Below are 24,897 nucleotides of genomic sequence, written 5' to 3'. Positions count from 1 at the left end.
GCCGGCTGCCGGCGTGGATGGTGATCGACGATGATCGACGAACTGGCCTTCGGGCTCTTTTTCCTCGCCAGCGGCGGCCTCGCGTTCGTCCTGGGCGCGTTGAAACTCCGTCAGTCCGTTCAGATCTGGCGGAGCGACCCCGTGTCCGTCCGCGAGGCCGCCCGTGCGAGCGGCCCCGCGGAGTTCGAGGGGACGGTCCGCCCGATCGACGAGTACAGCTTCGATGAGCCCTTTTCCGGTGAGGAGACCGTTCTGGAGAGCTATACGGTCGAACGCCGGAAACAGCGCAGGGCGACCGACAGTGTGTCGAGTACCGGTGGGTCGCGTCGCAACGGGTCGAAATGGATCACCGTCACGTCGGGGACGATCCGGCGCCCCTTCCTCGTCGAAGACGAGACGGGCTGTGTCGCGGTCGATCCCGAGGGTGCGTCGGTCGCGCCGGCGACCTCGACGAAACACACCGCGAGCACGGCGCTGGCGGACGACGTACGGCTTCGCCTGTCGGTGCTTACCGACGAGTTCGACATGGGCTCGATTCTGCCCCAGTTGAACGACCGGAAGCGTCGCTTCACCGTGCGACCGATCACTGCGGGTGAGGACGTGCACGTCTACGGGACACAACGTCGCGAGCGCACGCCCGACCGGACCGGCGTCGACGCCGTCGTCGAGGCGGCCGACAGCCAGTGCTCGATCACTGCCGGCGACGAGGGGCGTGCAGTGCGTCGTGGGACCGCGATCGGCGCGCTGTTCGTGGCTGTCGGCGCGGCGTTTGTCGCACTCGGTGCGTGGATCGCTCTCACGTTTTCGTCCGTCCTCGGTGCGGTGTTTTGAGCCCGCGGCCTGGCCGCGCGCGTGGTGCGCACCGATCGCAACCCATGTGTGGGCTCCCACCGTCGAGCGGGTATGCTCACGTTCGTCGGTCTTGGCCTCTACGACGAGCGCTCGGTCACCCAGCGCGGTGCTGACGCCATCGCGAGTTCGGACCGAGCCTTCGTCGAGACCTACACCAGTCGATTGATGGGCGCGACGATCGCGGACCTCGACGCCGCCCACGACCGGTCGTTCGAGCCCTGCGATCGCGACCGTGTCGAGCGCAATCCCGACCCGATCCTCGACGCCGCTGCCGACGGCGACGCTGTCTTCTGTGTCGTCGGTGATCCGATGATCGCGACCACGCACGTCGACTTGCGCTTGCGCGCGATCGATCGCGACATCGAGACGCGCGTGATCCACGGCACGACCGCTCAGACCGCCGCCTCGTCGCTCACGGGCCTCCAGAACTATCGGTTCGGCCCGGCGACGACGATTCCGTTCCCCGAGACCCACGACGGCCTGCCCGACAGTGTCACCGACCGGATCGCAGAGAATCGAGCCCGGGACTGTCACACGCTGGCCTTCCTCGACATCGATCGGGCGAACGACCGGTATCTGCGGGCCGATCGCGCGGCGGGCCTGCTCGCTGAAGCGGACGACGGCCTGGGTGTCGTCGTCGCACGGGCGGGCAGTCCCGAGCCACTGGTCGACGCCGACCGGTTGAGCGCGCTGGCCGACCGCTCCTTTGGCGATCCGCTCCACATGCTGGTCGTGCCCGCGGCGTTGCACCCCCTGGAGCGGGACGCACTCGAAGCGCTCGGAGACGCGCCAGCGGACCTGCTCGAAAGCGAATAGCGTCAGGCGTCGTCTTCGTCGGTCGCGTCTGCGTCCTCGGTGTCGCCGTCGAGTGCGGCTTTTCGACTCTCGATCACCGTCGAGAGGTCGTACTCCCGGCCGGTCAGGACGGCCAGTCCTTCCTCGACGATCGCGAGGACTTCGGGGACCTGCCGGACGACGATCCACGTGATCGCGACGAGGATGACGACCGACAGCGACTGGCTGATGATCCGATCGCTGACGTAATACGAGACCAGATACGGATCGCTGAGGCCGAACAGGCCCATGATCAGATCGGGGGCGACGTGCAGGCGCTGGTGACCGAACGTATACGAGATGAAGACGTTCCGCGCGATGTTGAGCACGTAGATGATCCCCGCGGCGGTGGCGATCGCTGTGAGCTTTCGCTTGAGCGGTGCGCGCACGGCGGCGATCAGACCGGCGAACACGGCCATGCTCCCGATGCCCGTACACGCGATGCGGATGGTGTACATGATCGGGTGGCCGTCCTGGACGAACAGGAACGTGCTCCGGTAGGGGTAGTGTTTCTCACCGATCGAGAGGTTCGCCGCGAGTTCCACGCCGTTCATCGTGATCGGCGGTCCGGTGCGGATCCCCGTCTCGGTCGCGACGCCGGTGATGACCCGGAAGTCCCGAGTCAGGAATCGAAGCACGAACTCGCTGTGGTGGGTGACGACCTCGATCAGCGGGCGACGGAGGAGTGCCAGCGAGGTAAAGGGCATGTAAACCAGCCACATCACGGCGATCGCTCGGGACAGCGTCAAAAGGCGCGCCCGGCCGCGGGCGACGAGGACGCCGACGTAGACGGAGACGGGAGCGGCGGCGATGACGGCGGGCGCTTCGACGATGCTGCGAGCCTGGAACACGAAGTAGTGGATCTGTGTCAGCCAGTAGGCCGCGAGCGCAAGCCACGCGAGCAGATAGGCCCGCCGGACCAACCGATCGTCCACCCACTCGATCGTCGAGCGATGGGCCGCGCGTTCGAGGAGCGCGCCGGCGAGAAAGGTCACGAGGACCACCCAGATCATCGGATCCGCGAACCCGTGGACCCACGCGAGTGCGTCACCGAGCGCTGTAATCACGCGGTAGCGTTCCGGAGCGGCGGGCAAATGTCTTGTCGTTCCGGAGGACTACTGACGAGCGAGTACCCCGCCCACCGCACAGATCGCGAGCAGTGCCGCGATCGCACCGAATCCGGGGCCACTCCCATCGACGGGTCGCTGTCGGACGGCCGGCGTCGCGGCCGTCTCACGGCTGGTCGTCTGGGTCGTCGTCTGCGTGGCCGTCGGTGTCGTGGTTCGCTCGACGGGCGTCCGAACGGCCCCGCCCGCGGGGGTCGGGGTCGTGGTCTCGATGTCGATATCGCGGCTGGGGAGTCCGAAGCCACCGCTCCCGCCGCCGCTCTCGCCCGGTGTCGAGGCCGCCGCGACGGTGATCGACACCCGTGCGGTGGTGTTCACGTGACCGTCGGAGACCCTGACGACGACGGTATCGCGTCCCACGAAGCCAGGGTCTGGCGTGTAGGTGAGCACGCCGGTCGTGGCGTTCAGTTCGGCCGACCCGTTCGCCGGCCCGGTCCCGACGGCGAACGCCAGGTCGCCACCGTCGGGATCTCGTGCGTCGAGGTCCGTGCTCGCCGTCCCGCCCTCGGTGACCGACAGCGTGGCGTTGTCGGCGGTCGGTGGCTGGTTCTCGTGGACGGCGATCCGAACGACCGCGCTGGCCGAATAGGTGCCGTCCGAGACGGTGTAGGTCACGATCGCCGTTCGATCGACTGCCACGGGGTCGAACAGCAGCGTGTCGTTCGAGACGGCCGCCGACCCGTTCGAGACCGCGTCGATGGTGTAGTTCAACGCGTCCCCGTCGGGGTCACTCGCGTTCAGCGCGACTCGCACGCGATCGGTTCCCACGGTGTCGATCGACTGGTTGGTGGCCGTCGGCGGGCGATTCGAGGCCGTGACGGTGACCGTCACCGTTCCGCGCGCCGTCGCCGCCCCGTCGTCGACGACGTACGTGAAGCGATCGACGCCGGCCGTCGTGGCCTCGTAGACGAGCGTCCGGTTCTCGACCGATGCGTTCGTCGCGTTCTGGACCGTGATATCGAGCGTCCGGTCGTCGACATCGCTCACCGGGAGTGCGTGTTCGACTGTCTCTCCCGTGAGCGCCGAGAGCGTCAGATTCTCCGCGACGGGCGGATCGTTCACCGGGGAAACCTCGATAGTGATCCAACCCCGATCGGTCGCGTTGCCGTCGGAGGCGGTGTACGCGACCCGCTCGGTCCCGGACCAGTTGGGGTCGGGCGTGTACGTGATGGTGTGGTTCGATCTCTCGACCGACCCGTTCGCGGGCTCGTCGACATCGATCGAGAACGTCGAATTGTCGGGATCGCTGATCGAGAGCGTTCCCGAGACGGCCTCGTCTTCGTCGGTGCCGAGCGAGAGGTTCTCTGCGACCGGCGGATCGTTCACCGGGGCGACGTCGACGGTAATCCAGCCCTGGTCGGTCGCGTTGCCGTCGGAGGCGGTGTACGCGACCCGCTCGGTCCCGGCCCAGTTCGAGTCGGGCGTGTACGTGATGGTGCGGTTCGAGCGAGTGAGCGACCCGTTCGCGGGCTCGTCGACATCGATCGAGAACGTCGAATTATCGGGATCGCTGATCGAGAGCGTTCCCGAGACGGCCTCGTCTTCGTCGGTGCCGAGCGAGAGGTTCTCTGCGACCGGCGGATCGTTCACCGGGGCGACGTCGACGGTGATCCAGCCCTGGTCGGTCGCGTTGCCGTCGGAGGCGGTGTACGCGACCCGTTCGGTCCCGGCCCAATTGGGGTCGGGTGTGTAGGTGATCGTCCGGTTCGAGCGATCGACCGACCCGTTCGCGGGCTCGTCGACATCGATCGAGAACGTCGAATTGTCGGGATCGCTGATCGAGAGCGTTCCCGAGACGGCCTCGTCTTCGTCGGTGCCGAGCGAGAGGTTCTCTGCGACCGGCGGATCGTTCACCGGGGCGACGTCGACGGTAATCCAGCCCTGGTCGGTCGCGTTGCCGTCGGAGGCGGTGTACGCGACCCGCTCGGTCCCGGCCCAGTTCGAGTCGGGCGTGTACGTGATGGTGCGGTTCGAGCGAGTGAGCGACCCGTTCGCGGGCTCGTCGACATCGATCGAGAACGTCGAATTATCGGGATCGCTGATCGAGAGCGTTCCCGAGACGGCCTCGTCTTCGTCGGTGTCGAGCGAGAGGTTCTGCGCGACGGGTGGGTCGTTCACGGGGGCGATAGAGACGGTGACCGACGACACGACGACCGTGGTCCCGTCCGAGACGTGGACCGACAATCTGTCTTCGCCCGAAACGTTCGGGGCTGGCTCGTAGACGAGGGTGCCGCTCGTGACGGTGGCCGACCCGAGCTGTGGCTGGCGAGCGATCGCGTACTCGAAGGTCGTGTCGTCGGGGTCGCTCACCTCGATCGGGGCGCGAACGACGGTGTCTTCGTCGGTGTCGAGCGCCAGATCCTCGACGCTCGGGGGGTCGTCGACGGCCTGCACGTCGATCGTCACGCGACCCTGGGCGGCGAACTCACCGTCGAAGACGACGTAGTCCACCGTCACGCGACCCTCGAACTCGTCGGGGGCGTGGTAGGTCAACGATCCGTCCGAGAACCCGGCCGACCCGACGCGCGGCCCGTTCACGACGCCGTAGTTGAGGTCGGTGTCGTCGGGATCGCTGGCCAGGTCCGAGACCGTCACCGACGCGTCTTCGTCGACGGTCGTGCTCACGTTCCGCGCGACTGGTGGGTCGTTGACGGGCGTGATTTCGACGTCGACGGCGGCGGTCGTGGTCTCCTGGCCGTCGCTGACGGCGTAGACGACCCGGTCTGTCCCGACGGCGTTCTCGTCGGGCACGTAGGTGAGCGTGCCGTTGTCGATGGTCGCCCGGCCGAGCGCTGGCGCGTCCGTGATCGAGTAGTTGTGGGTCGCGTCGTCGGGGTCGGTCACGTTCAACGCGACCGTCGCGTTCGTGTCTTCGTCGATCGAGATCGACTGATCGGTCGCGACGGGTGGGTCGTTCACCGGGCGGATCGTGATCGCGATGCGGCCCCGGTCGGTGGCGCTCCCGTCGGAGACGGTGTACTCGAAGCCGGCCGTTCCGACCCAATCGACCGGTGGCTCGTAGGTAAAGGAGTGTCCGTCGACACCGAGTGTCCCCTCTTCGGGGCGGGTCTCGATGGTGTAGTTCAGCGCGTCACCGTTCCCATCGTACGCCGGGAACGATCCAGTGATCGGGTGGTCTTCGAGGCCCGCGAGGCTCTGGTTGATCGCCTGCGGTGGATCGTTCGGGGTGACGTGAATCGTGACGGTTCCGTGGACGATCTGTCCGCGGTCGCCCTGGGCAGCGTACTCGAATGTCACGTATCCCTCGTAGTCTTCGGGCGCGGTGTATCGAAAGGAGACGTTCGACTGGATGATCTCAAGGCTCCCCTCGGATGGCTTTTCGACCCAGTAGACGGTCTGGAGTTCGCCGTCGGGATCGGTCACGGGAAGCGCCCGTTCGACGGTTTCACCGGGTTCGACGCGAATGTCGAGCGGTTCGGTGACTGGCGGGTCGTTTTGATCGGGGTCGTTGGCACTCGCGACCCCGATCGGGGCCATCGTCGCCGTGACTGCGAGGACGACCAGGACGACTGCGACACGTCTCGTCGTGGAGGGGCGACCGGTCGGGGGACTCATCATACAGTTCTATTCTCCGTTTGAGGCACTAAAATGAATCGCGATAGGCGGGAAATTGACTCGAACGGTCGGAATCGACGGAGGGCGTTCCGATCGAGCGACGCGAACTGTCGCGTGTGTGGTGGTGTCTCGCGGGCTTATCGGCGGGCCAGGAGACCGGCCGCCGCGCAGACGGCGAGCAGCGCGGCGACGACACCGAATCCGGGGCCACCCTGGTCGGTCGGGCCAGGCTTGCGCTGGACGACCACCGCGTCGGCGGTCGTCGTCGCCGTGGCCTGCTCTGTGTCCGCCGCGGTGGCCGTCGGCGTCGTGGTCGTTTGCTCTCGATCGACGGGCGTGCGGACGGCCCCGCCACCGGGCGTTGCGGTCGGCGTCGCGATGTCGACCCGGTCACCGAGGCCCAGGCCGGTCGATCCCGTGGAGTCGCTCGTGTCGTCGCCAGCGCCGTCCGGGACGCTCCCGACCTGGACGGTCGTGGGGCCCGCCGACCGGGCGTTTGCGTATTTGTCCCTGGCGTCGACCACTTCGACGCTATACGTCCCGTTCGGGAGCGTCTCGAAGTGGGCCGTCGCCGTCATGCCCTCGTCGTACTCGAAGACCTGGGTGGAGCGTGTCTCGGGCCCCGAGACGCGCACGGTCATCTGGGTGAGCGGTTCGGAGTGGTCGACCTGGACGTCGATGCCGCCGTCGGTGGCCGTCGCCGAGAGCGACAGTTCGGGCGGTCGCTCGTCGACGGTGAACCAGAGCCCGCTACCTTCGACGGTCCGCCCAGTCTCGTCGTGGGCTTCGATCACCAGCATGGGGTGCTGGTACTCCAGGGCCGAGTCGGGCAGGAGGGCTTCCGCGTCGACATCGTATCGGTTTCGGTCCGTCTCGTTGCGCGTGAGTTCGATCGGGTCGGTGTCGAGGCCGGTCAGCCAGACCGCCACGCTGGAGACGTTCGTGCCGGTCACGTTCACGAACCCGGTGAGATCGCCATCGCCGTGTTCGACTCCGATCTCCTCGTTCTCGATCGTCGGCCCGCCGCTCGTGACGGTGGCGGTCGTCCTGGCCTCGACGGTCTCACCCTCGAAGTCGGTAGCCTCGACGCGCAGGTCGTACTCCCCGGGCGCGAGCGTCGTGTTGGCTCGATACGCGAACATGTCCTGGGGGAAATCGATCCGGTGTTCGTCGAGGGAGATCCGGTCGACGACCGCGCCCGACTCGTTCGTGAACGTGGCCGTCGCGGTATCGAGGGGTTCGTCGGTTTCGAGATACACCTCGCTGCTGTTCGGGCCGGGAGCCAGCGCTTCGAGGCCCCGGACCTCGGGCGGCGTCCTGTCGCGGACGACCGCGAAGTGGACGACCCCGATCTCGGTGCCGGCGGGCGTGTCGAGGCGGAACACGTACGACCACGTTCCGGTCGTATTCGTCGGTGCCTGGTAGCCGACGTGGTGTTCGATGTTCGAATCGACGATCTCGCCGAGATCTGGCGACGTGATTTCCTCGACGGATCCATTCGGGTGCCACCGATCGAGCAGATTGGCCCACGTCTCCCGGCCGTGAAGCACCGAGACCGTCCGATGGGTCGCGTACTGGCCCGCGTCGGGGCGATCGACGGCGATCTCGATCGTCGCGTGCGTGGTCTCGACGCCGTCGCTGACGGCGACGGTCACTCGATCGACACCCTCGAAGGTCCGGTTGGCGTCGTAGACGAGCGTCGCGTTCTCGATTCGGGCCGACCCGTTCGACGCGTCCGTCTCGATCGCATATGACAGGGAGTGGCCGTTCGCGTCGCTCGCGTTCACGGGCACGCGAAGCGTCTCGCTGGCGGTCGTCAGGTGCACGCCACCCGTGGCGACCGGCGGGTCGTTCGCCACCACGGTGACCGTCAGCGTCGCGGTGGCGGACCGATTCCCGTCGGAGACCTCGTAGGCGATCGTTTCGGTCCCGACGAATCCGGGATCGGGCGTGTAGGTGAAGGATCGATTGTCGACGGAGAGCGTTCCGTTCGCGGCTGACGCGGCGGTCACATTCAGGGTCTCGTCGTCGGGGTCGTGCACGTCGAAGGTGCCCGAGACGGACTCGTTCTCGCGGGTATCGACCGAAACGTTCGCCGCGGTCGGCGGGTCGTTCACCAACCCGATCGTGACGTTCACCCGCGCGGTCGCGCTGTCTTCGCCGTCGGTCACCTCGTAGACGAACGCGTCGGCCTGGGCCTGTTCGGTCTCGGGTGTGTAGGTGAAGTTCGTGCCGTCGACGGAGACAGTCCCGTGACTCGGCTGCTCGACGATATCGACGCTCATCGCGTCGCCGTCGGGGTCGTGCACGTCGAACGATCCGGTCCACGAGTCACCTTCGGTGACGGTGATCGCGGTGTCGTTGGCGATCGGCGGTCGGTTCGGTACGACGGTGATCGTCAGCGTCGCGGTGGCCGTCGAATTCCCGTCGGAGACCGTGTATTCGATCGTCTCGGTCCCCGCGAACCCGGGATCGGGAGTGTAGGTGAACGACCGATTGTCGACGGTGAGCGTCCCGTTCGCGGCTGACGCGGCGGTCACATTCAGGGTCTCGTCGTCGGGGTCGCTCACGTCGAACGTTCCTTCGACGGAGGTGTTCTCGCGGGTCTCGACCGAGACGTTCGCCGCGGTCGGCGGGTCGTTCATGAGTTCGATCGTGACGCTCACCGACGCGGTCGCGCCGTCCTGGCCGTCGGACACGCGGTAGCCGAACCCGTCGGTCGTGACCTCCTCGGTCTGAGGCGTGTACGTGAAGTTCGTGCCGTCGACGGAGATCGCACCGTCGGTCGGCTCGCTGAGGAGTTCGACGTGTAGATCGTCGCCGTTGGGGTCGTGCACGTCGAACGACCCACTCCAGGTGTCACCTTCGGTGACGGTGATCGCGGTGTCGTTGGCGATCGGTGGCTGGTTCTTTTCGACGGTGATCGTCAGCGTCGCGGTGTCGGTCGACGTCCCGTCGGAGACTTCGTACTCGACCGTCTCGTTCCCCGCGAACCTGGGATCGGGTGTGTACCGAAAGGATCGATTCTCGACGGTGAGCGTCCCGTTCGTGGCCGTTGCGGCACTCACGTTGAGAGTCTCGTCGTCGGGGTCGGTCACGTCGAACGTTCCTTCGACGGAGTCGTTCTCGCGGGTCTCGACCGAGACGTCCGCCGCGCTCGGTGGGCTGTCGATGTCCACCGTGATCCACCCGGTGTCATTTTCGGTGGGCGTCTCGACGGTGTAGGCGAACCGGCCGGTCCCCGTCGCGTTCGGGTCGGCGGTGTACTCGATGCCCGCCGCGACGACACTGGCCGACCCGTTCGAGGGATCCTCGACCGTGATCGTGGCGTTCGATCCGAACGCCGTTCGGTTCAGGTCGACGACGACGCTCTGGTTCGGGGCGACCGTCGCGGTCTCGTTCGATGCGGTGACTGCGGTGCTCGCACCCGAGGCGGCGAGACCGCCGCCGACGACCGCGAGCACGGTCAACAAGACCGCGGCGGCCACCGCTGGCCGAACGCGATCGCCGTGTGGGAGATTCCACTCACTCATGACACAGCATTCACGGCCAGACTCTTCAAGACTATTTCGATGCTGGTTTGAAAAGAACGGTCCAGCGACGCCTACCGTTCGACGAGTTCGATCTCGTGGCCGTCCGGATCTTTGGTGAACGCGTAGTCGTACCCACAGGACTCGGGGTCGCGATAGTCCTCGGCGTCGCGTTCGAGCAGGGTCTCCCAGGTATCCGTGAGCGTGCCCTCGGGCGTGCGGACCGCGACGTGGCCCCAGGCGTCACCCATCCCGTAGCTGCGCCCGTCGTAATTGTAGGTCAGTTCCAGGCTGGTGGCTTCGGGGGCCGAATCACCGGGTTTGAGGAAGTACAGCGCGAAATCGCTGTGCTCGGAGCGTCGCACCAGGTCGTACTCCAGCGCCCGGACGTACCACCCGATCGACCGGGCGGCGTCCTCGACGCGGACCATTACGTGGTCGACGCTGTAGCGCGCGCCGTGGTCGCGCTCGACGAGTTCGATCTCGTGGCCGTCGGGGTCGCGCACGAACGCGTACTCGCCGCCACACGAGCCGGGGTCGCGGTAGTCTTCGACGCCCTGGGCCATCAGGTCGTCGTAGGCCTCGTGGACGTCCGCGACGCGCAGCGCAACGTGCCCCCACGAATCCCCGAACGTGTACGACCGGCCGTCGTGGTTGTAGGTCAGTTCGACGGTCGCGCTGTCGGGGTGGGCCTCTGGCGGGCCGAGGTGGACGTTCGTGAACGTCTCGGCCTCCCAGCGGGACCGTTCCTCGTAGCCGAAGTGGTCGGTATAGAACTCCAGTGCGGCGTCGAGGTCTTCGACGCGCAGCATGACGTGATCGACGGTGCCATCCATACCGCCGCTGAGGGCGGCGGGCCGAAAAACGTGATGCCGGCGGCGGTGGCGGCCGCGATCGGTCCACATCCGTCTCCACATCACGGCAAACCGGAGCACACAACTTTCAGGGGGATCCATTCCGAGACATGACTGCCGACACCGAAGCCAAGGTCGAGGCCGCCGAACGGGCCGCTCTCGAACTCGCGACCGTGGCAGAATCCGATCGTAACGCCGCGCTCGACGCGATCGCAGGCGCGATCGACGAGTCGCGCGAGGAGATCCTCGCGGCCAACGCCGACGACGTCGCGGCCGCCGAGGACCTGCTCGAAGCCGGTGAGTACACCCAGGCGCTGGTCGACCGACTCGACGTCGACGACGCGAAACTCGACTCCATCGTCGCGATGGTCGAGAGCGTCGCCGCCCGCGATGATCCCCTGGGCGAGACGCTCGACGCGCGCCACCTCGACGACGACCTGGACCTGTACAAGGTCGCCGTCCCCATCGGCGTGATCGGAACGGTCTTCGAATCCCGCCCCGACGCGCTCGTCCAGATCGCCGCGCTCGCGCTCAAGTCGGGCAACGCGGTGATCCTCAAGGGCGGATCGGAGGCCAGCGAGTCGAATCGCGAACTCTTCGAGATCATCCGCGAGGCCGCCCAGTCGGTCGATGCGATCCCCGAGGGCTGGGTCCAACTCATCGAAGCGCGCGCGGCCGTCGACACCGTCCTGGAGATGGACGAATCGATCGATCTGTTGATGCCCCGTGGCTCCTCGGCGTTCGTCAGCTACGTCCAGGACAACACCCAGATCCCCGTGCTGGGCCACACCGAGGGGGTCTGTCACGTGTTCGTCGACCGCGAGGCCGACCTGGACGAGGCCGTGGAGGTGGCTTACGACGCGAAAGTCCAGTATCCCGCGGTCTGTAACGCCGTCGAGACACTCCTGGTCCACGAGGCGGTCGCCGAGGCGTTCTTACCCCGCGTCGCCGAGCGGTACGCCGAGGCGGGCGTCGAGTTGCGCGGCGACGAGCGCACCCGTGCGGTGCTTGCCGACGCGGACGTCGAGGTCAGCGAGGCGACCGAGGCGGACTGGACGACCGAGTACGGCGATCTGATCCTCTCGATTCGCATCGTCGAGTCGCTTCGGGCGGCGATCGATCACGTCAATTCGAACGGCTCGAAACACACCGAGTCGATCCTGACCGAAGACGACGCGCGCGCCCGCCAGTTCATGACCCGTATCGACGCATCGAGCGTGTTCCACAACGCCTCGACGCGGTTTGCGGACGGCTATCGCTATGGACTCGGTGCGGAGGTCGGCATCTCGACGGGCAAGATCCACGCCCGCGGGCCCGTCGGCCTGGAGGGCCTGACGACCTACAAGTACTATCTGGAGGGTGACGGCCACCTGGTCGCGACGTACGCCGGCGAGGACGCCGTGCCCTTCACGCACGAGCCCTTCGACGGCACCTTCTGAGGCGCGTCGCCCCGACCCGGTTCTCACGACGGAAACAGTCGCACCTTCGACGGTACTATCGCCGCTCGATGTTGAAATCCTTCGAGTCGGGGCTGAGTTCCTGGAGGATCTTGCGCATGTCGTCTTCGTCGATCTTGCCCTGGACCCGGCCGGACTGTGCGAGCGCGAGCACCTGCTGTTCGGCCTTTTTGGCTTGCTGGGGTTTGGTCATCTCGACGGCGTTGAGGCGCTTGCGCGCGCCGTCTGTCAGGTGCTTGCGCAGCATGGCCTTGCGCTGGGCGTCGGCCTGCTGGCGCGCGGCCTCCTGCTGTTCGTTCCCGCCGTCCTGGCCCTGGGCCTGTTCGCGCATCTGCTCCATTTTCTTCTGACGAAGCTGTTCGATCTCTTCGTCGGATGGCTCTCCACTCATTGTTCGAGCGTACACGAGGCGGTCAGAAAATCATTTCGCACGTCGGGGCGAGTCATCGCGGTCCGTTCGGGACGGTCCGCGACGAACTGCGGGTAGACACAAAACCCTTATGCTGAGCATACCTCCGTTCGAGTATGAGCCTGGATATCGGTGGCATGCTGCCACAGCTCGGCCTCGAAGTCGGGGGCGGTGCACTCATCGGGGGCATCATCGGCTACGCCGCGAAGAAGGTCGCGAAGATCATCGCGGTGATCGTCGGCCTCGAACTCGCGCTGTTCAAATTCCTGGAAACACGGGGGATCCTCGACGTGAACTGGGAGGCGATCACCGGCGCGGCTGGCAACGCCACCCAGACCGCCGGCGAGACCTCCGCGGAAGTCAACTCCTACGCGATGAGTCTGCTCTCGACACTGCCCGTCGGCGCGGGCTTCACCGGCGGTTTCCTGATCGGCTTCCGGAAAGGGTAGTCGAGTGGTCGCCTGACCCGCTCCGTGCGATCGGGCCGCGCTATCGCGTTTCGATCTCGTCTTCGTCTTTGATAATGCGGGTCTCGGCCTCGCCGCTGGAGACCTCGTTGACCAGATCGAACAGATCGTTCTGCAGGCCCGCCGGGAACGTCAACACGCCGACCCAGGAGCCGTCGGACTGCCACTCTTCGCGGTCGAGGTCTCCGAACTCCCGGACTTTCGCCTGTCCCGATCCGGCGTAGTCGGCGGGCAACTGGACCGCGACGGTGACCGTGTCGAACCGGATGGGGATCACCGGGCGGAGCGCGTCGAGCGCCTCGTCGACCTGGGGTTCGACCGGTTCCATCGGGTCGATCCGGAAGTCGGTCTCCTCTAGGGCGGACTCGATGCGGTCCGGCGGGTGGGGCGCGTCGTCCATCTGGGGGTTGACCGCGTTGCGGGTGATCCGGTTGACGAGGTCTTTGTGTTTGCGCTCTTGCATCTCGCGGCGCTGGTCGGCGGTGATCTGAATCTCGCCGTCCTGGACCACCTGCGGGATGATCTCCATGGGATCGGTCGTCCCGAACACCTCTTCGAGGGCGTTCTCCGGCGGTCGGTCGCCCGCAGCGGCGTCCTCGAAGACGTCCTCGGCGGCGATGACCTCTTCTAACTCGCCATCGAACTCGCCCCGACTGATCGCGAGGGCGGCGTCCGGGTCGACCAGCACCTCGAACCGTTCGCCGTGGGATTCTAGGCGTGCCGTCACGGCCTCGTCAAGGGAAATCATGCCAGGTGGTACCCACGGCAGGGTGAAAGGTGTTTTCGGTTCGGCGTTGGGCCTCGCGTGCGCCCGCCCCGCGTGCGCAATCAGAAGTGATAATTTTGTGCCGACCTATTTAAGCGATGGTAGACTTTCCCTAGAGAATGGGAGTCGGCGGCTCGTCTGGCCGGTCGCGTGGGGACGCCCGCCGCCGATACGTACTGGTCGGTCTCGTTCTCCTCGGAGTAGTCGCCGGAACGGCGCTCGCCGCGGTCACGCTCTTTCAATACGACCTCGATCCGCTAGAGGGTGGCTCGATTCAGACCGAGGGCAACATCTTGCTCGTCGAGTCCACCTCGGTGGTGTACAGCGGGGACACGGCCGAAGCGCTGGACCTGCGAGCGACTCACGCCTCCGACCACCGGGTCGGCTGTGTCGTGTCGAGCCAGTTGATCGGGAGTGACGGTACGATCGAAACGACGAGTGGTGACGAACCGTTCTACATCGGTCCGGGCCGATCGGAAGGGATTCGTCTCGACTACAGCCCGAGTATCGGTACCTCGGAGTACATGGTCTACGAGATGAACGCCTCCGATTGCCGAATGCTCGGCTGGCCGATGGAGGGCGTCACCGCGAGTCGGAACGGATCCGTCACAGATGTGCTCGCGTCGATCGAGGGTGCGCCGCGACTGGCGATCAACTACAGCGTGACGCCGACCGATCGGGCGATCGAGACCGCGCCGACCGTTGCGGGCGACCGGATCGTCGTCGGTGACCGCGAGGGGCGGGTTCGAGCACTCCACGCGGCCAACGGGACGACCGACTGGACGCTCTCGACGGGCGGTGCGGTCAACGGATCGGTCGCCGTCGACAGTGAGACCCTCTTCGTCGGGAGCGCATCGGGCAGCGTCCGGGCGGTCTGGCTGGCCAACGGCACCGAACGGTGGGCGAACACCTCGCTCCCACCGATCGAGGCCTCACCGGCGGTCGCTGACGGGCGGGTGATCGTCCCGACGGATAGCGGTCTGTACGCGCTGAACGCCACCGACGGCAGCGGTCTGTGGACGCGCCCGACGGCGAGTCCGGTCCGGTCGGCCCCGGGTGAACGCGATGCGGTCGTCGTCGCGGGCACCGACGACGGGACGGTGCTCGCCGTGGACGCACGCGACGGCAGCGACCTGTGGGAGCGCTCGACCGGCGATCGCATCCGGACGGCCCCGGCGCTGGTCAACGAGACCGCGTTCGTCGGGAGTGCGGACGGTCGACTGTACGCGTTCGCTGAATCGGACGGCGCGACGCGCTATTCGGCCGACCTCGGAACGGCCGTCTCCGGGCCGGCGATCTTCAACGGCACCGTCGTCGTGGGGACCCGGGGCGGTCGCGTGGTCGGCCTGCCGACGACCCATGCGACGCCGAGATGGACCTACGACGCCGAGGCCCCACTCACCGCGACGCCGGCGATCGCGAACGGGACGGTCTACGCCGCCGACCACGACGGCGTCGTCCACGCGATCGACCCCCAGACCGGTGAGCTCCGCGCCACGAACGACGTGGGCGCACCGGTCCCGAGCGGTGCGGCGGTCCTCGACGGCGCGGTCGTCGTCGCGGATCGATCGGGCACGGTCACACGCATTACCGCGGGCGAGCGCGTCTGGCGGATGGCGGGCTACGATGCGACCAACGCGGGCTACGCGACGCTCCGCGCGCCGACCGACGGGGCGACGCCCGACTGGACGGTCGACACCGGCGCGAACGTCACTTCGGGCGTCGCCTACGTCGACGGCCGGGTGTTCGCCGGCCACGTGGGCGGGACGCTCGCTGCACTCGACGGGACGGACGGGACCCAAGAGTGGTCGACCTCGCTGTCCGGGCCGATTACCGGGTCGCCAGCGGTCGTCGACGACCGGGTGTACGCCACCGACGGCGACCGCCTGACCGCGCTGGATCGGGCCGACGGGGCGACGCAGTGGACGGCGACGCCCGGCGGATCGATCCCCGGCGCGCCGACGGTCGCCGACGACCGGGTCTTCGTCGGCGGCGACGCGCTGTCGGCGTACGACACGGGCGGATCGCTGCGCTGGCAGATCGATGCCGGCCGGATCGAGAGTGCACCGGCGGCCGCCTCGGAGACGGTCCTCGCGGGTACCACGGGCGGATCGGTCTGGGCGGGCGACTATCGCGGCATCGAGCGCTGGACGACGGCGACTGGCGCGCCGGTCCGCGAAGACCCTGCGATCCGGAAGGACTCTGTCTACGTGGGTTCGGACGCCGACGAGGTCCCGCTGGGCTGGGAGCGTCGCCTCTGGGAGGCCGCCGACTTCGACCGCGGGCGGTACAACGCGACGAGTAGTGACGGCGCGACCGCCTCTCGCGGGGGGCAACTGTCGATGACGTACGCCAACGGGACCGGTGAGGACGACCTCGTCGGGTACTACCGCCTCGACGGCGATCCGGCGGGCACGGGCGGGACCGTTCCGGACTACTCCGGTGAGAATCACACCGGGACGACCGAGGGCGGCATCGTCACGAATCAGACGGGAGTCTTCGAGACGTCCGCATACGCCTTCGACGCGTCGGACGATCGCGTGACGCTCGGCCAACCGGACGCACTCAACTTCACCGATTCGTTCACCATCTCGACGTGGGTCAACGCCAACGCGACCACCGACGACAACCGTGCGATCGTCGGCAAGGGTGACACCCAGTACATGCTCCGGAAATCGAGCGTCAACGAATGGAACATCTTCATCGAGGATTCGGGGACCTATACCGGGATCGCTGCACCGACCAAAATCGCGACCAACACCTGGGTCCACGTCGGGGCCCGGTACGACGCTTCGACCGACGAACTGACGCTCTGGGTCAACGGCACGCAGGTCAACAGTGCGACCGGGACGATCACCGCGAACAGCTACGACGTTGCGATCGGGACGAACACCGAGAAAGCGGGCCGAAACTTCAACGGGCACATCGACGAAGTCCGTCTTTACGACCGCGCACTGTCCGATGGAGCGTTCGAGCGACTCTACCGCTACGGCGGCGACGGCACCTTCGATGGCGCGTACAATCGCACCTACACGACCGGCCACACCCAGTCCTGGAACCGACTCCGGGCGAACGTGAGTGCGCTGCCCGAGGGGACGACCGCGAACGCGACGGTGACGGTCGAGGACGCCAGCGGGGCGACACTCGGCAGTGAGACCGTCACGCTCTCGGCGGGCGCGACGAGTCGGGATCTGTCGGTGCCCGACGGGCCGACCGCCCGGGTGACCGTCGACCAGACCAGTGATTCGGCCGTGCGCTCCCCCCGGGTCGCGAACCTCACGCTGGATCACGAGCGCGTTGGAACGACCGACCCCTGTACGGTCTGCCGGGCCGCCGTCTACGACACCGCGGCCTCGTGGTCCGAGGGTGACAGCGACGGGGCGAGTGCGGACGGTGCGGCAAATACCACCGCGGGTCGGATGCGCATCGGTCAACCCAACGGGACTGCCGACGACGACCTCCGTGCGTTCTACCGGTTCGACACCAGGGTCGCGGGCGGAACCACGACGACGGTGGTCGATTCGATCGACACGCGCTCCGAGTGGGATGCGGGCACGTTCGACGGGACGACGACCGACGCGGCGACCGACTCGGATCGCCTGCGCGTGGGCTACCCCAACGGGACGGCGGGCGACGCCCTCCTCAACTACTACCGGTTCGACGGGACCCCGTCGGGGTCGAGCGGCTCGGTCCCCGACTACTCCGGCAACGGGAACACCGCTACCACCCAAAACGGCGTAACGACCGACGCGGCGGGTGTCTTCGAGAACGGCTCGTACAGCTTCGACGGGACCGACGACGCAGTGAACGTGGGTGCGACTAGCCAGCCGGGATCGCAGACGGTTGCGGCGTGGGTCTATCTCGATAGCACGGGCTCGCGGATGTCGATCATGAGCGCCGGGGATCAAGAGTACACCCTCGGTGTGACCAGCGGCGGGGAGTGGTTCTACGAGACCGACGACGGGACGAACTACCAGACGACCGCACCGGCGACGACGGGGCAGTGGGTCCACGTGGCGGGCCGGATCAACATGACGAGCGAGCGACTCACGCTGTGGGTGAACGGGACGAACGCCTCGTCGCTCGACGGCGTCGGGATTTCGAACGCGGGGGCTGACACGCTGATCGGTGATACCGCCGACGCCGACGAACCGTTCGACGGGCGGATCGACGAGGTCCAGCGGTACGATCGCGCGCTCTCGGACGCGGAGATGCGTGATCTGGCGCGCGGCGCGAACGACGGGACGATCGAGGGCAACTACACCCAGACGCTCGCGACCGACGCGAGTTCCTACGACGAACTGGCCGTCGACGTCACGGCCCTCGACACCGCGACGTCGGCACCGATCGAGGTCGCAAGTCTGGACGGCGGGACGGTCGTCGATTCGACGACGCTGTCCCCCACGACGACCGGCACCTCGACGTCCGATCTCGCACTGGCGAGCGGGACCGACACGCGCGTTCGGGTCAACGCGACGAGTTCTGACCCCGCTCACGCGCCCGTCATCGACCGGATCGATCTCAACAGCGATGAATCGACGATCTGGACCGCGCCCGACTATTCGGGGTCGGCCAACGACGCGACGGCGAGTGGCAACGTGACGACCGACGCGAACGGCACGTTCGGGACTGGCGCGTACGACTTCGACGGGACGGACGATTACCTCTCTCAATCGGGGGTTTCGGGCGATCAGCTACCGATGACGGTCTCGCTGTGGTACAACTGGTCTCGTGAGGGTGGTGGCGAGAGACAGGCGTTCCTGAGCGCTTACAAGGGCAACGAGACCTCGCTCCGGATTCACAACACCTCGAACTATCAGGATTACATCTGGCAGACCTACAGCACCGAGTCTCACGGCATCTCTGGCTCCGGTACCGCCGAGATCGGCACGTGGACGCACCTGGCGGCCGTGGCCGAACCGATCGACGGCTCCGAGAACGTGACCTACCGGCTCTACGAGGACGGCACGGAGATCGCGAACGCGACTGACGCGTGGACGCCCGCTTCGAACGACTTCTTCGTCGGTGCGCGCAACATCTCTGGCAGCCCCGATCGGTACTTCAACGGATCGCTCGACGATCTACGCCTCTACGACCGAGCACTGTCGAGCGACGAGATCGACGCCCTCGCTCACGACGGGCCGCCGACCTATCGCGGGAACTACACCGAACGCGTCACGACCGACAGTCTCCAGCGCTGGGAGTCGATCGTGGTGACCGACGTCGGCCTGCCGACGGGCACGACCGCGACGATGACCGTGACGGCGATGGACCCCAACGGGACGGCGCTGGGCTCACAGACCGTCGATCTGTCCGCGGGCTCCTCGACGACCGCCCTCGATCTGCCGACCAGCCGCGACGCCCGCATCGAGATCAACGGAACGAGTTCCGATCCCGCGCGGTCCTGGTCGCTCGCGAACGTGACGCTCTCCCGCGATCGCGCGGCGTCGACGGCCCCCCAGACCGCGGTCGTCGAGTCGGGCCTCCAGTTCGATCGTGGGCAATACGATCGAACCTCGGTCGATGCGGCATACGGCCCGCGGGGCAACCTCTCGCTGCGGTACGCCAACGGGACATCGAGCGACGCGCTCGCGGCGTTCTATCGGCTGGATGCAGGTCTGGCCTCCAGTTCGACGGGCAACACGACCCAGATCGATTCGCTCCCGGAGTGGACCAACGGTTCGTTCACCACGTCGAGTGCCGACGGCGCGAACGGGACACTCGCCGGTCAGCACTCACTGACCTACGCCAACGGCACGGCGGGCGACGCTATGCTGGGGTACTGGCGACTCGATCGGGACGTTTCGGGTACGGGCGGGACCGTGCTGGATTACTCGGGCAACGCGAACGAGGGGACGGCCAACGACGGCGTCGCGACCGGCGCGACGGGCGTCTTCGAGACGTCGGCGGCGAACGTCACCGGATCGCACATTTCGGCCCCCCAATCCAGCACGCTCGAACCGACCGACGCCGTCACTGTGTCGGCGTGGCTGAAACGCTCGGGCCCACAGGACAACTACGCCCAGGCCGTCTGGTATGGCAACGCATCGCGGGCCCCCTACGGCCCGTGGGGCCTCCAGATGAACGATTCCGACCGGTATATGCAGTTCAAAGTCACTGTCGACGGCACAGACACGTATATCGGGACTGCTTCGCTGCCGGACGGCGAGTGGACCCACGTCGTCGGAACCTACGACGGCTCGGAGATGGTGCTGTACCAGGACGGAACGCAGGTCGCGAGCCAGTCTGTCAGCGGGTCGATCACAGACTACGACGGCGAACACGGCCTCGGGATCGGCGCGTCCGACGACGGGCTGAACAGTTGGAGCGGTTCCATCGACGAGCCGCGGATCTACGATACCGCGCTCACGAGCGCCGAGGTGAGTGATCTCTACCGCACTGGTGGTGACGGTGTCTTCGATGGCAACTACAGCCAGACGATCGACTCGTCGGACGCCGGCGCGTGGGACAGCCTGACGATCGACGCTCCGAGAGTTCCCACGGCGACGACGCCCGACGTGACCGTCCAGGCACTCGACAGCGGGACCGTCCAGGACGAACGCACGGTGACGCCGAGTGCGGGCACGACCAGCTACAACCTCTCACTGCCCGATACGAACTCGACGCGCGTCCTGATCAACGGGACGAGTACGGACGTCACTCGATCGTGGCGGATCGACAGTGTCAGGCTCGAAGACGCGGGGACGTCGACGACCGCGACGATCACCGAGACCCTCGACACGAGCGACGAGTTCGATACGGGGTCGTACAACGCGACGACGAGTGACGCCGCGACCGGATCCACGGCCGGGAACCTCTCGATGACCTACGCGAACGGGACGACCGCCGATGCACTCGAAGGCTACTGGCGGTTCGACCGATCGATCGCCAGCGGATCGTCCAACCTCACGCTGGAGACCCTCTCGGAGTGGAACAACGGGACGTACGACGGGTCGACCGCCGACGCCGAAAGCGCCGCGACGGCGGGCAGTCTGCGGGTTGGCTACCCCAACGGCACGGCGGGTGACACCCTCCCGCAGTTCTACCGCTTCGATCGGACGCCCGCGGGTGACGGCGGCGACGTGATCAATTATTCGGGGTCGGGCGGGACGGCGACCACGCGTAACGGCGTCACGACCGACGCGAACGGCGTCTTGGGCACTGGTGGGTTCGGCTTCGATGGGGCGAGTAGTGGCAGCGGCAACGACGTCAATATGGGTGCGAACGCACTCGACGTCACCGAGTCGTTTACGGCGTCGATGTGGGTCAACTCGGAGACGGCAGACTATCAGAACCGCGAAATTTGGGCGAAAGGCAACGCGATCAAAGTCCGCCAGAACACGAACAACGAGTGGCAGATCGCCATCGATTCAGCTAGTGAACAGGCCACCGGGTCGCCGGTAGCTGTCGGGGCCTGGACGCACCTCACGGTGCGATACGACGCCGCGACCCAGGAGACCACACTGTGGGTCAACGGGACTCGCGAGGCCACCGCCACCACCCCGATCCCCTCGAACAGCTACAACGTGACGGTCGGTCAGGACGACTCCATCAGCTACAACTACGGGTTCGACGGCGAGGTCGACGAGGTCCGGATGTACGACACCGACCTCTCCCAGTCCGAGATCAACGACCTGTATCTGGGTGGTTCGGATGGAACCTACGAGGGCAACTACACGCGAAGCTACGCCGACGAGGACCCCGCAGCGTTCGACGAACTGACTCTCGACGTGGGGGCGCTCCCGAGTGCGACGGGCGTGGACGTGACCGTCGAGGCGGTCGACAGCGCTGGCAGCGTCGTCGATTCGACGACCGTGTCTCCGAGCACGACTGGCGTCTCGACGTATCCGATCGATCTGGCGAGTGCGACCGACACGCGCGTCGTCGTCAACGAGACCACTACGAACGTGTCGCTCTCGCCGGCGATCGATCGCCTCTCGCTGACTGGTGCGGGGTCGGGCACGAGTGGCACGGTGCTCGATTACTCGGGCAACGCGAACGACGCCACCGCCAACGTGACCGACTCCGGCGTGGCGGGCGTCTTCGAGACTGATACGTTTGGGTACAACGGATCGGACGACGGCGTCCGCGTCGGTCGGCCCGCCGCCCTCAATATCACGGGCGACCTGACGCTGTCGGCGTGGGCGAACGCGAGCGTCGCCGACGGGACCACCCGCACCGTCGTCGGCAAGGGCGATCAGTGGGGCCTGCGGGTGAACGCCAACGATCGCTGGGAGGTGTTCGCGACCGACGCGAGCGGGACCACCCACACCGTCGAGAGCACGACGATCACGACCGGCGAGTGGGTCCACCTCGTCGGGACCTACGACGAGGCGGCGGGCGAGTTGACCTTCTGGGTGAACGGCACGCAGGTCGGGACGGCCAACGCCTCGATCGCGAGCACGGACGCCGCGGTCACGATCGGGAACAGTTCGGTCGCTGACGCCCACTTCGACGGGCGGATCGACGAGGTGCGGATTTCGAGCGCGACGGTCGACGCCGCGACCGTCGATCGACGCTACCGCTACGGCGCGGACGGAACTCACGAAGGCAGTTATCGGCGGACGTTCACGGCCGACGGCGCGAACTGGTCGAGTTTGGAGGTCGACGCCCCGACGCTGCCCGATGCGGCGACGCTGTCGGTGACCGTCGAGACGCTCTCGGACGGGTCGGTCGTCGACTCCCGGACGATTTCGCCGTCGAGTGCTGGTACCCACAGTTACGACCTCGCGCTGGACGACGGCGTCGACAGTCGGGTGACCGTCGAGATGACGACCACGGACCCGGCCCGGTCGGCCCGCCTCGACCGGATCACGCTCTCCGGGCCGAAACGCGTCCTGGCCGTTTCGGACTTCGGCGGGAACGCGATCACGGCCAGAGAGTCAGGCGATCCGGGGTCGGCTGACGGCATCTTCGATACGACCGCCTACACCTTCGACGGAGTCGACGACGCCGTCGTCGCGAGCGATCCGGCGCTCAACCTGACCGACTCGTTTACGCTGGCTGCGTGGGCCCGGCCGGCGACGCTCGACGGCACGGTCCAGCCGATCGTCGTCAACGACGACCAGTGGGCCATCGAGATCGACGACACCGACTCCTGGCGCGCGGCGATCGACACCGGGAGCGCGCGGACGACGGTTTCGGGGCCGACGGCGACCGCCGACGCCTGGACGCACCTCCTCGCGCGATACGACGCCGACAGCGACGAACTCGCCTTGTACGTCAACGGGTCGCTGGCCGGGACGGCGACGGTCAGCAGCGTCAACGACACCGATGGGACCGTCCGGATCGGCGGGACCGAAACCGAGGCCTTCGAGGGGCGGATCGACGAGGTGCAGGTCTACGACCGCGCGCTCTCGACCGCCGAGATTTCCGAGCACTACCGCGACGTCGGATCGGCGTTCGGCGGAAACTACACCCACCGCGTCGACACCGAGGCCACACAGACCTGGTCGGAGGTTCGTGTCGAGACCGCCGCGCTGCCCGCGGGCGCGACGCTGAACGCGACCGTCGAGGCCCGCGACGCGAGCAATAGTGTTCTCGGCACGACGACGATCGAACTCACGGCGGGGACGACGACCACGGCGCTCGCACTGCCCGACAGCGAGGACCTGGTGGTGACGATCAACGGCACCACGCTCGCTCCGACCGACAGCTTCGGCGTCACGTCGATCACCGTCGACCACGACCGCGCGACCGGGCCGACCGTCAGCGACGGCGAACTCGTCGCGCTCGATCGGACCGACGGGACTGCCCGCTGGGTGCGCGACACCGGACAGTCGGTGACCACCTCGCCCGCGGTCGATCGGTCGACGGTGTACGCTGGCCTCCAGAACGGGACGCTCCTCGCGGTCGACCGGGCCGACGGGGCGGTCCGGTGGACCTACGACGGGACCGACCTCCACTCGGACCCCGCGGTCGTCGAGGACACCGTCTATCTGGGTGACGGCGATCGGCTGGTCGCGCTGAACGCCACGAGTGGGGCCGAGCGCTGGTCGTACACCGCGAACGGATCGGTCCGGGGCGGACCGGTGCCGATCAGTGATTCGGTGTTCGTCGGCGCGAACGACACTGGCGTGGTGGCGTTGCGATGACGCGTCCACGGCCCCGCTCGGCGGGGACCCGACCGCTCGACGGCGCGGGCCTGTTGGATTTATGCGTCCGCCACTCCAACGGTGATTCGATGGGCTCGGTGACGATCGACCTCGACGGCGACACCGAACGCGCACTCCACGTCGAGGCTGACCTGCTGGGATTCGACGACGTCGAAACGTATCTCGCCTGGATCGTCCGCCGACGGTACGCGATCGATCACGGCAGCGAGCGCGACCAACTGCTGCGAGAGTACGCCGAGCGGATGCGCGACCTGAATCTCGACAACGTCCAGACGCCACCGGGCGTCCTCGCTGAAGACGCCGACGCCGAGGCTGACGACGCGACGGCCGGCGACGCCGAGGAGGGTGAGGCGGCGGCCGAGGAGGGCAGCGACGAGGTCCATCTCGTGGAACCACCGCGCCCGGACCGGATGCGGATCGACCGCGTGAAAGACGACGACCTCGCGGACGTCGCCGCGTCGCTGACCGACGTCGAGGGCGATCGCCTGGACGCGTTCGTCCGCCAGGCCGTCTCGAAGACGCGCGATCGGCTCGGCGGTGAGGCCGGGACCGGGATCGACTACGACGCCCGCGAACAGCGCGGCGGCGTCCGCCCGGGCGGAGAGATCACCGATCTCGACGCGATCGAGGTGCCCGGGTGGGACGAGGAGTTGATCGAGCGCCGCCGCACCGCGGTCGGCGCGGCGCTCGCGCTGCTGAAATCCGAGGGCGAAGCGCGCCGCTCGGATTTCGTCGAGGAACTGTACGCGGAGTTCCCTGCGGGCTACGATTCGAGTAGCGCCTGGTGGGACTGTATCAAGCAGGGGCTTCGCCAGGTCGATCGCGTCAAGCCCGCTCGGGAAGGCTGTCGAACCTGGGGGTTCCGGTCGACGCCCGGCCGTGTCCGAAGAATCAGCTACGAAGCGTGACG

General features: G+C 67.2%; 12 protein-coding genes. 6 read left to right on the top strand and 6 right to left on the bottom strand.

All coding sequences use genetic code 11. The annotated features are described in order from the left end of the window. Positions 1-30 precede the first annotated feature (30 nt). Together HARCEL1_RS11530 and dph5 are read left to right on the top strand one after the other, a co-directional pair. Positions 31-831 carry a hypothetical protein gene (locus tag HARCEL1_RS11530; protein WP_108383731.1) on the top strand — a complete coding sequence of 267 codons (801 nt, stop codon included), beginning with the start codon at positions 31-33 and terminating at the stop codon, positions 829-831. Positions 832-903: 72 nt separating this feature from the next. Beyond that, positions 904-1,668, top strand: a complete 765-nt coding sequence (gene dph5 / locus HARCEL1_RS11525) for a diphthine synthase (RefSeq protein WP_108383729.1) — start codon at positions 904-906, stop codon at positions 1,666-1,668. A gap of 2 nt (positions 1,669-1,670) precedes the next feature. Here the strand turns inward: dph5 and artA are convergent, their stop codons facing one another. The 4 genes from artA to HARCEL1_RS11505 form a co-directional block, all read right to left on the bottom strand. After that, the gene (gene artA, locus HARCEL1_RS11520; protein ID WP_108383727.1) at positions 1,671-2,753 is read right to left on the bottom strand and encodes an archaeosortase A; all 1,083 of its coding nucleotides are present in this window, start codon (positions 2,751-2,753) and stop codon (positions 1,671-1,673) included. Positions 2,754-2,801: 48 nt separating this feature from the next. Continuing rightward, positions 2,802-6,389, bottom strand: a complete 3,588-nt coding sequence (locus tag HARCEL1_RS11515; RefSeq protein WP_159077121.1) for an Ig-like domain-containing protein — start codon at positions 6,387-6,389, stop codon at positions 2,802-2,804. A gap of 137 nt (positions 6,390-6,526) precedes the next feature. After that, positions 6,527-9,922 (bottom strand): Ig-like domain-containing protein, encoded by a 3,396-nt coding sequence (locus tag HARCEL1_RS11510; protein WP_108383723.1) that lies wholly within the window; start codon positions 9,920-9,922, stop codon positions 6,527-6,529. A gap of 71 nt (positions 9,923-9,993) precedes the next feature. Continuing rightward, positions 9,994-10,755 carry a VOC family protein gene (locus tag HARCEL1_RS11505; protein ID WP_108383721.1) on the bottom strand — a complete coding sequence of 254 codons (762 nt, stop codon included), beginning with the start codon at positions 10,753-10,755 and terminating at the stop codon, positions 9,994-9,996. 128 nt (positions 10,756-10,883) lie between these two features. Between HARCEL1_RS11505 and HARCEL1_RS11500 the strand changes: the two genes are divergently transcribed. Beyond that, complete coding sequence (locus HARCEL1_RS11500; protein WP_108383719.1) at positions 10,884-12,212, top strand: glutamate-5-semialdehyde dehydrogenase; 1,329 nt, start codon at positions 10,884-10,886, stop codon at positions 12,210-12,212. Positions 12,213-12,267: 55 nt separating this feature from the next. On the opposite strand, the gene HARCEL1_RS11495 is transcribed toward HARCEL1_RS11500, so the two are convergent. After that, positions 12,268-12,621, bottom strand: coding sequence for a DNA-binding protein (locus HARCEL1_RS11495; protein ID WP_108383717.1), 354 nt, complete (start codon positions 12,619-12,621; stop codon positions 12,268-12,270). A gap of 134 nt (positions 12,622-12,755) precedes the next feature. Here HARCEL1_RS11495 and HARCEL1_RS11490 point away from each other — a divergent pair, with 134 nt between their 5' ends. Then, entirely contained in the window at positions 12,756-13,088 is a 333-nt protein-coding gene (locus HARCEL1_RS11490; RefSeq protein WP_108383714.1) for an FUN14 domain-containing protein, read from the top strand. A gap of 40 nt (positions 13,089-13,128) precedes the next feature. Here the strand turns inward: HARCEL1_RS11490 and HARCEL1_RS11485 are convergent, their stop codons facing one another. After that, positions 13,129-13,854: a ribosome assembly factor SBDS gene (locus tag HARCEL1_RS11485; protein WP_108383711.1), complete on the bottom strand. Its 726-nt coding sequence runs from the start codon at positions 13,852-13,854 to the stop codon at positions 13,129-13,131. 137 nt (positions 13,855-13,991) lie between these two features. Between HARCEL1_RS11485 and HARCEL1_RS11480 the strand changes: the two genes are divergently transcribed. Together HARCEL1_RS11480 and HARCEL1_RS11475 are read left to right on the top strand one after the other, a co-directional pair. After that, positions 13,992-23,966: a LamG-like jellyroll fold domain-containing protein gene (locus HARCEL1_RS11480; protein ID WP_108383709.1), complete on the top strand. Its 9,975-nt coding sequence runs from the start codon at positions 13,992-13,994 to the stop codon at positions 23,964-23,966. Further along, on the top strand, positions 23,963-24,895 hold the full coding sequence (locus tag HARCEL1_RS11475) for a hypothetical protein (RefSeq protein WP_159077120.1): 933 nt from the start codon (positions 23,963-23,965) through the stop codon (positions 24,893-24,895). The genes HARCEL1_RS11480 and HARCEL1_RS11475 overlap by 4 nt, the downstream gene beginning before the upstream one ends. Positions 24,896-24,897: the final 2 nt, after the last annotated feature.

It is taken from the genome of Halococcoides cellulosivorans (assembly GCF_003058365.1).
Classification (GTDB): Archaea; Halobacteriota; Halobacteria; order Halobacteriales; family Haloarculaceae; genus Halococcoides; species Halococcoides cellulosivorans.
This window is presented reverse-complemented; position numbering and strand designations above follow the sequence as displayed.

Coding starts and splice junctions, on each gene's coding strand:
- HARCEL1_RS11530 (WP_108383731.1), top strand. CDS start 31: ATGATCGACGAACTGGCCTTCGGGCTCTTTTTCCTCGCCAGCGGCGGC.
- dph5 (WP_108383729.1), top strand. CDS start 904: ATGCTCACGTTCGTCGGTCTTGGCCTCTACGACGAGCGCTCGGTCACC.
- HARCEL1_RS11515 (WP_159077121.1), bottom strand. CDS start 6,389: ATGAGTCCCCCGACCGGTCGCCCCTCCACGACGAGACGTGTCGCAGTC.
- HARCEL1_RS11510 (WP_108383723.1), bottom strand. CDS start 9,922: ATGAGTGAGTGGAATCTCCCACACGGCGATCGCGTTCGGCCAGCGGTG.
- HARCEL1_RS11505 (WP_108383721.1), bottom strand. CDS start 10,755: ATGGATGGCACCGTCGATCACGTCATGCTGCGCGTCGAAGACCTCGAC.
- HARCEL1_RS11500 (WP_108383719.1), top strand. CDS start 10,884: ATGACTGCCGACACCGAAGCCAAGGTCGAGGCCGCCGAACGGGCCGCT.
- HARCEL1_RS11495 (WP_108383717.1), bottom strand. CDS start 12,621: ATGAGTGGAGAGCCATCCGACGAAGAGATCGAACAGCTTCGTCAGAAG.
- HARCEL1_RS11490 (WP_108383714.1), top strand. CDS start 12,756: ATGAGCCTGGATATCGGTGGCATGCTGCCACAGCTCGGCCTCGAAGTC.
- HARCEL1_RS11485 (WP_108383711.1), bottom strand. CDS start 13,854: ATGATTTCCCTTGACGAGGCCGTGACGGCACGCCTAGAATCCCACGGC.
- HARCEL1_RS11480 (WP_108383709.1), top strand. CDS start 13,992: ATGGGAGTCGGCGGCTCGTCTGGCCGGTCGCGTGGGGACGCCCGCCGC.
- HARCEL1_RS11475 (WP_159077120.1), top strand. CDS start 23,963: ATGACGCGTCCACGGCCCCGCTCGGCGGGGACCCGACCGCTCGACGGC.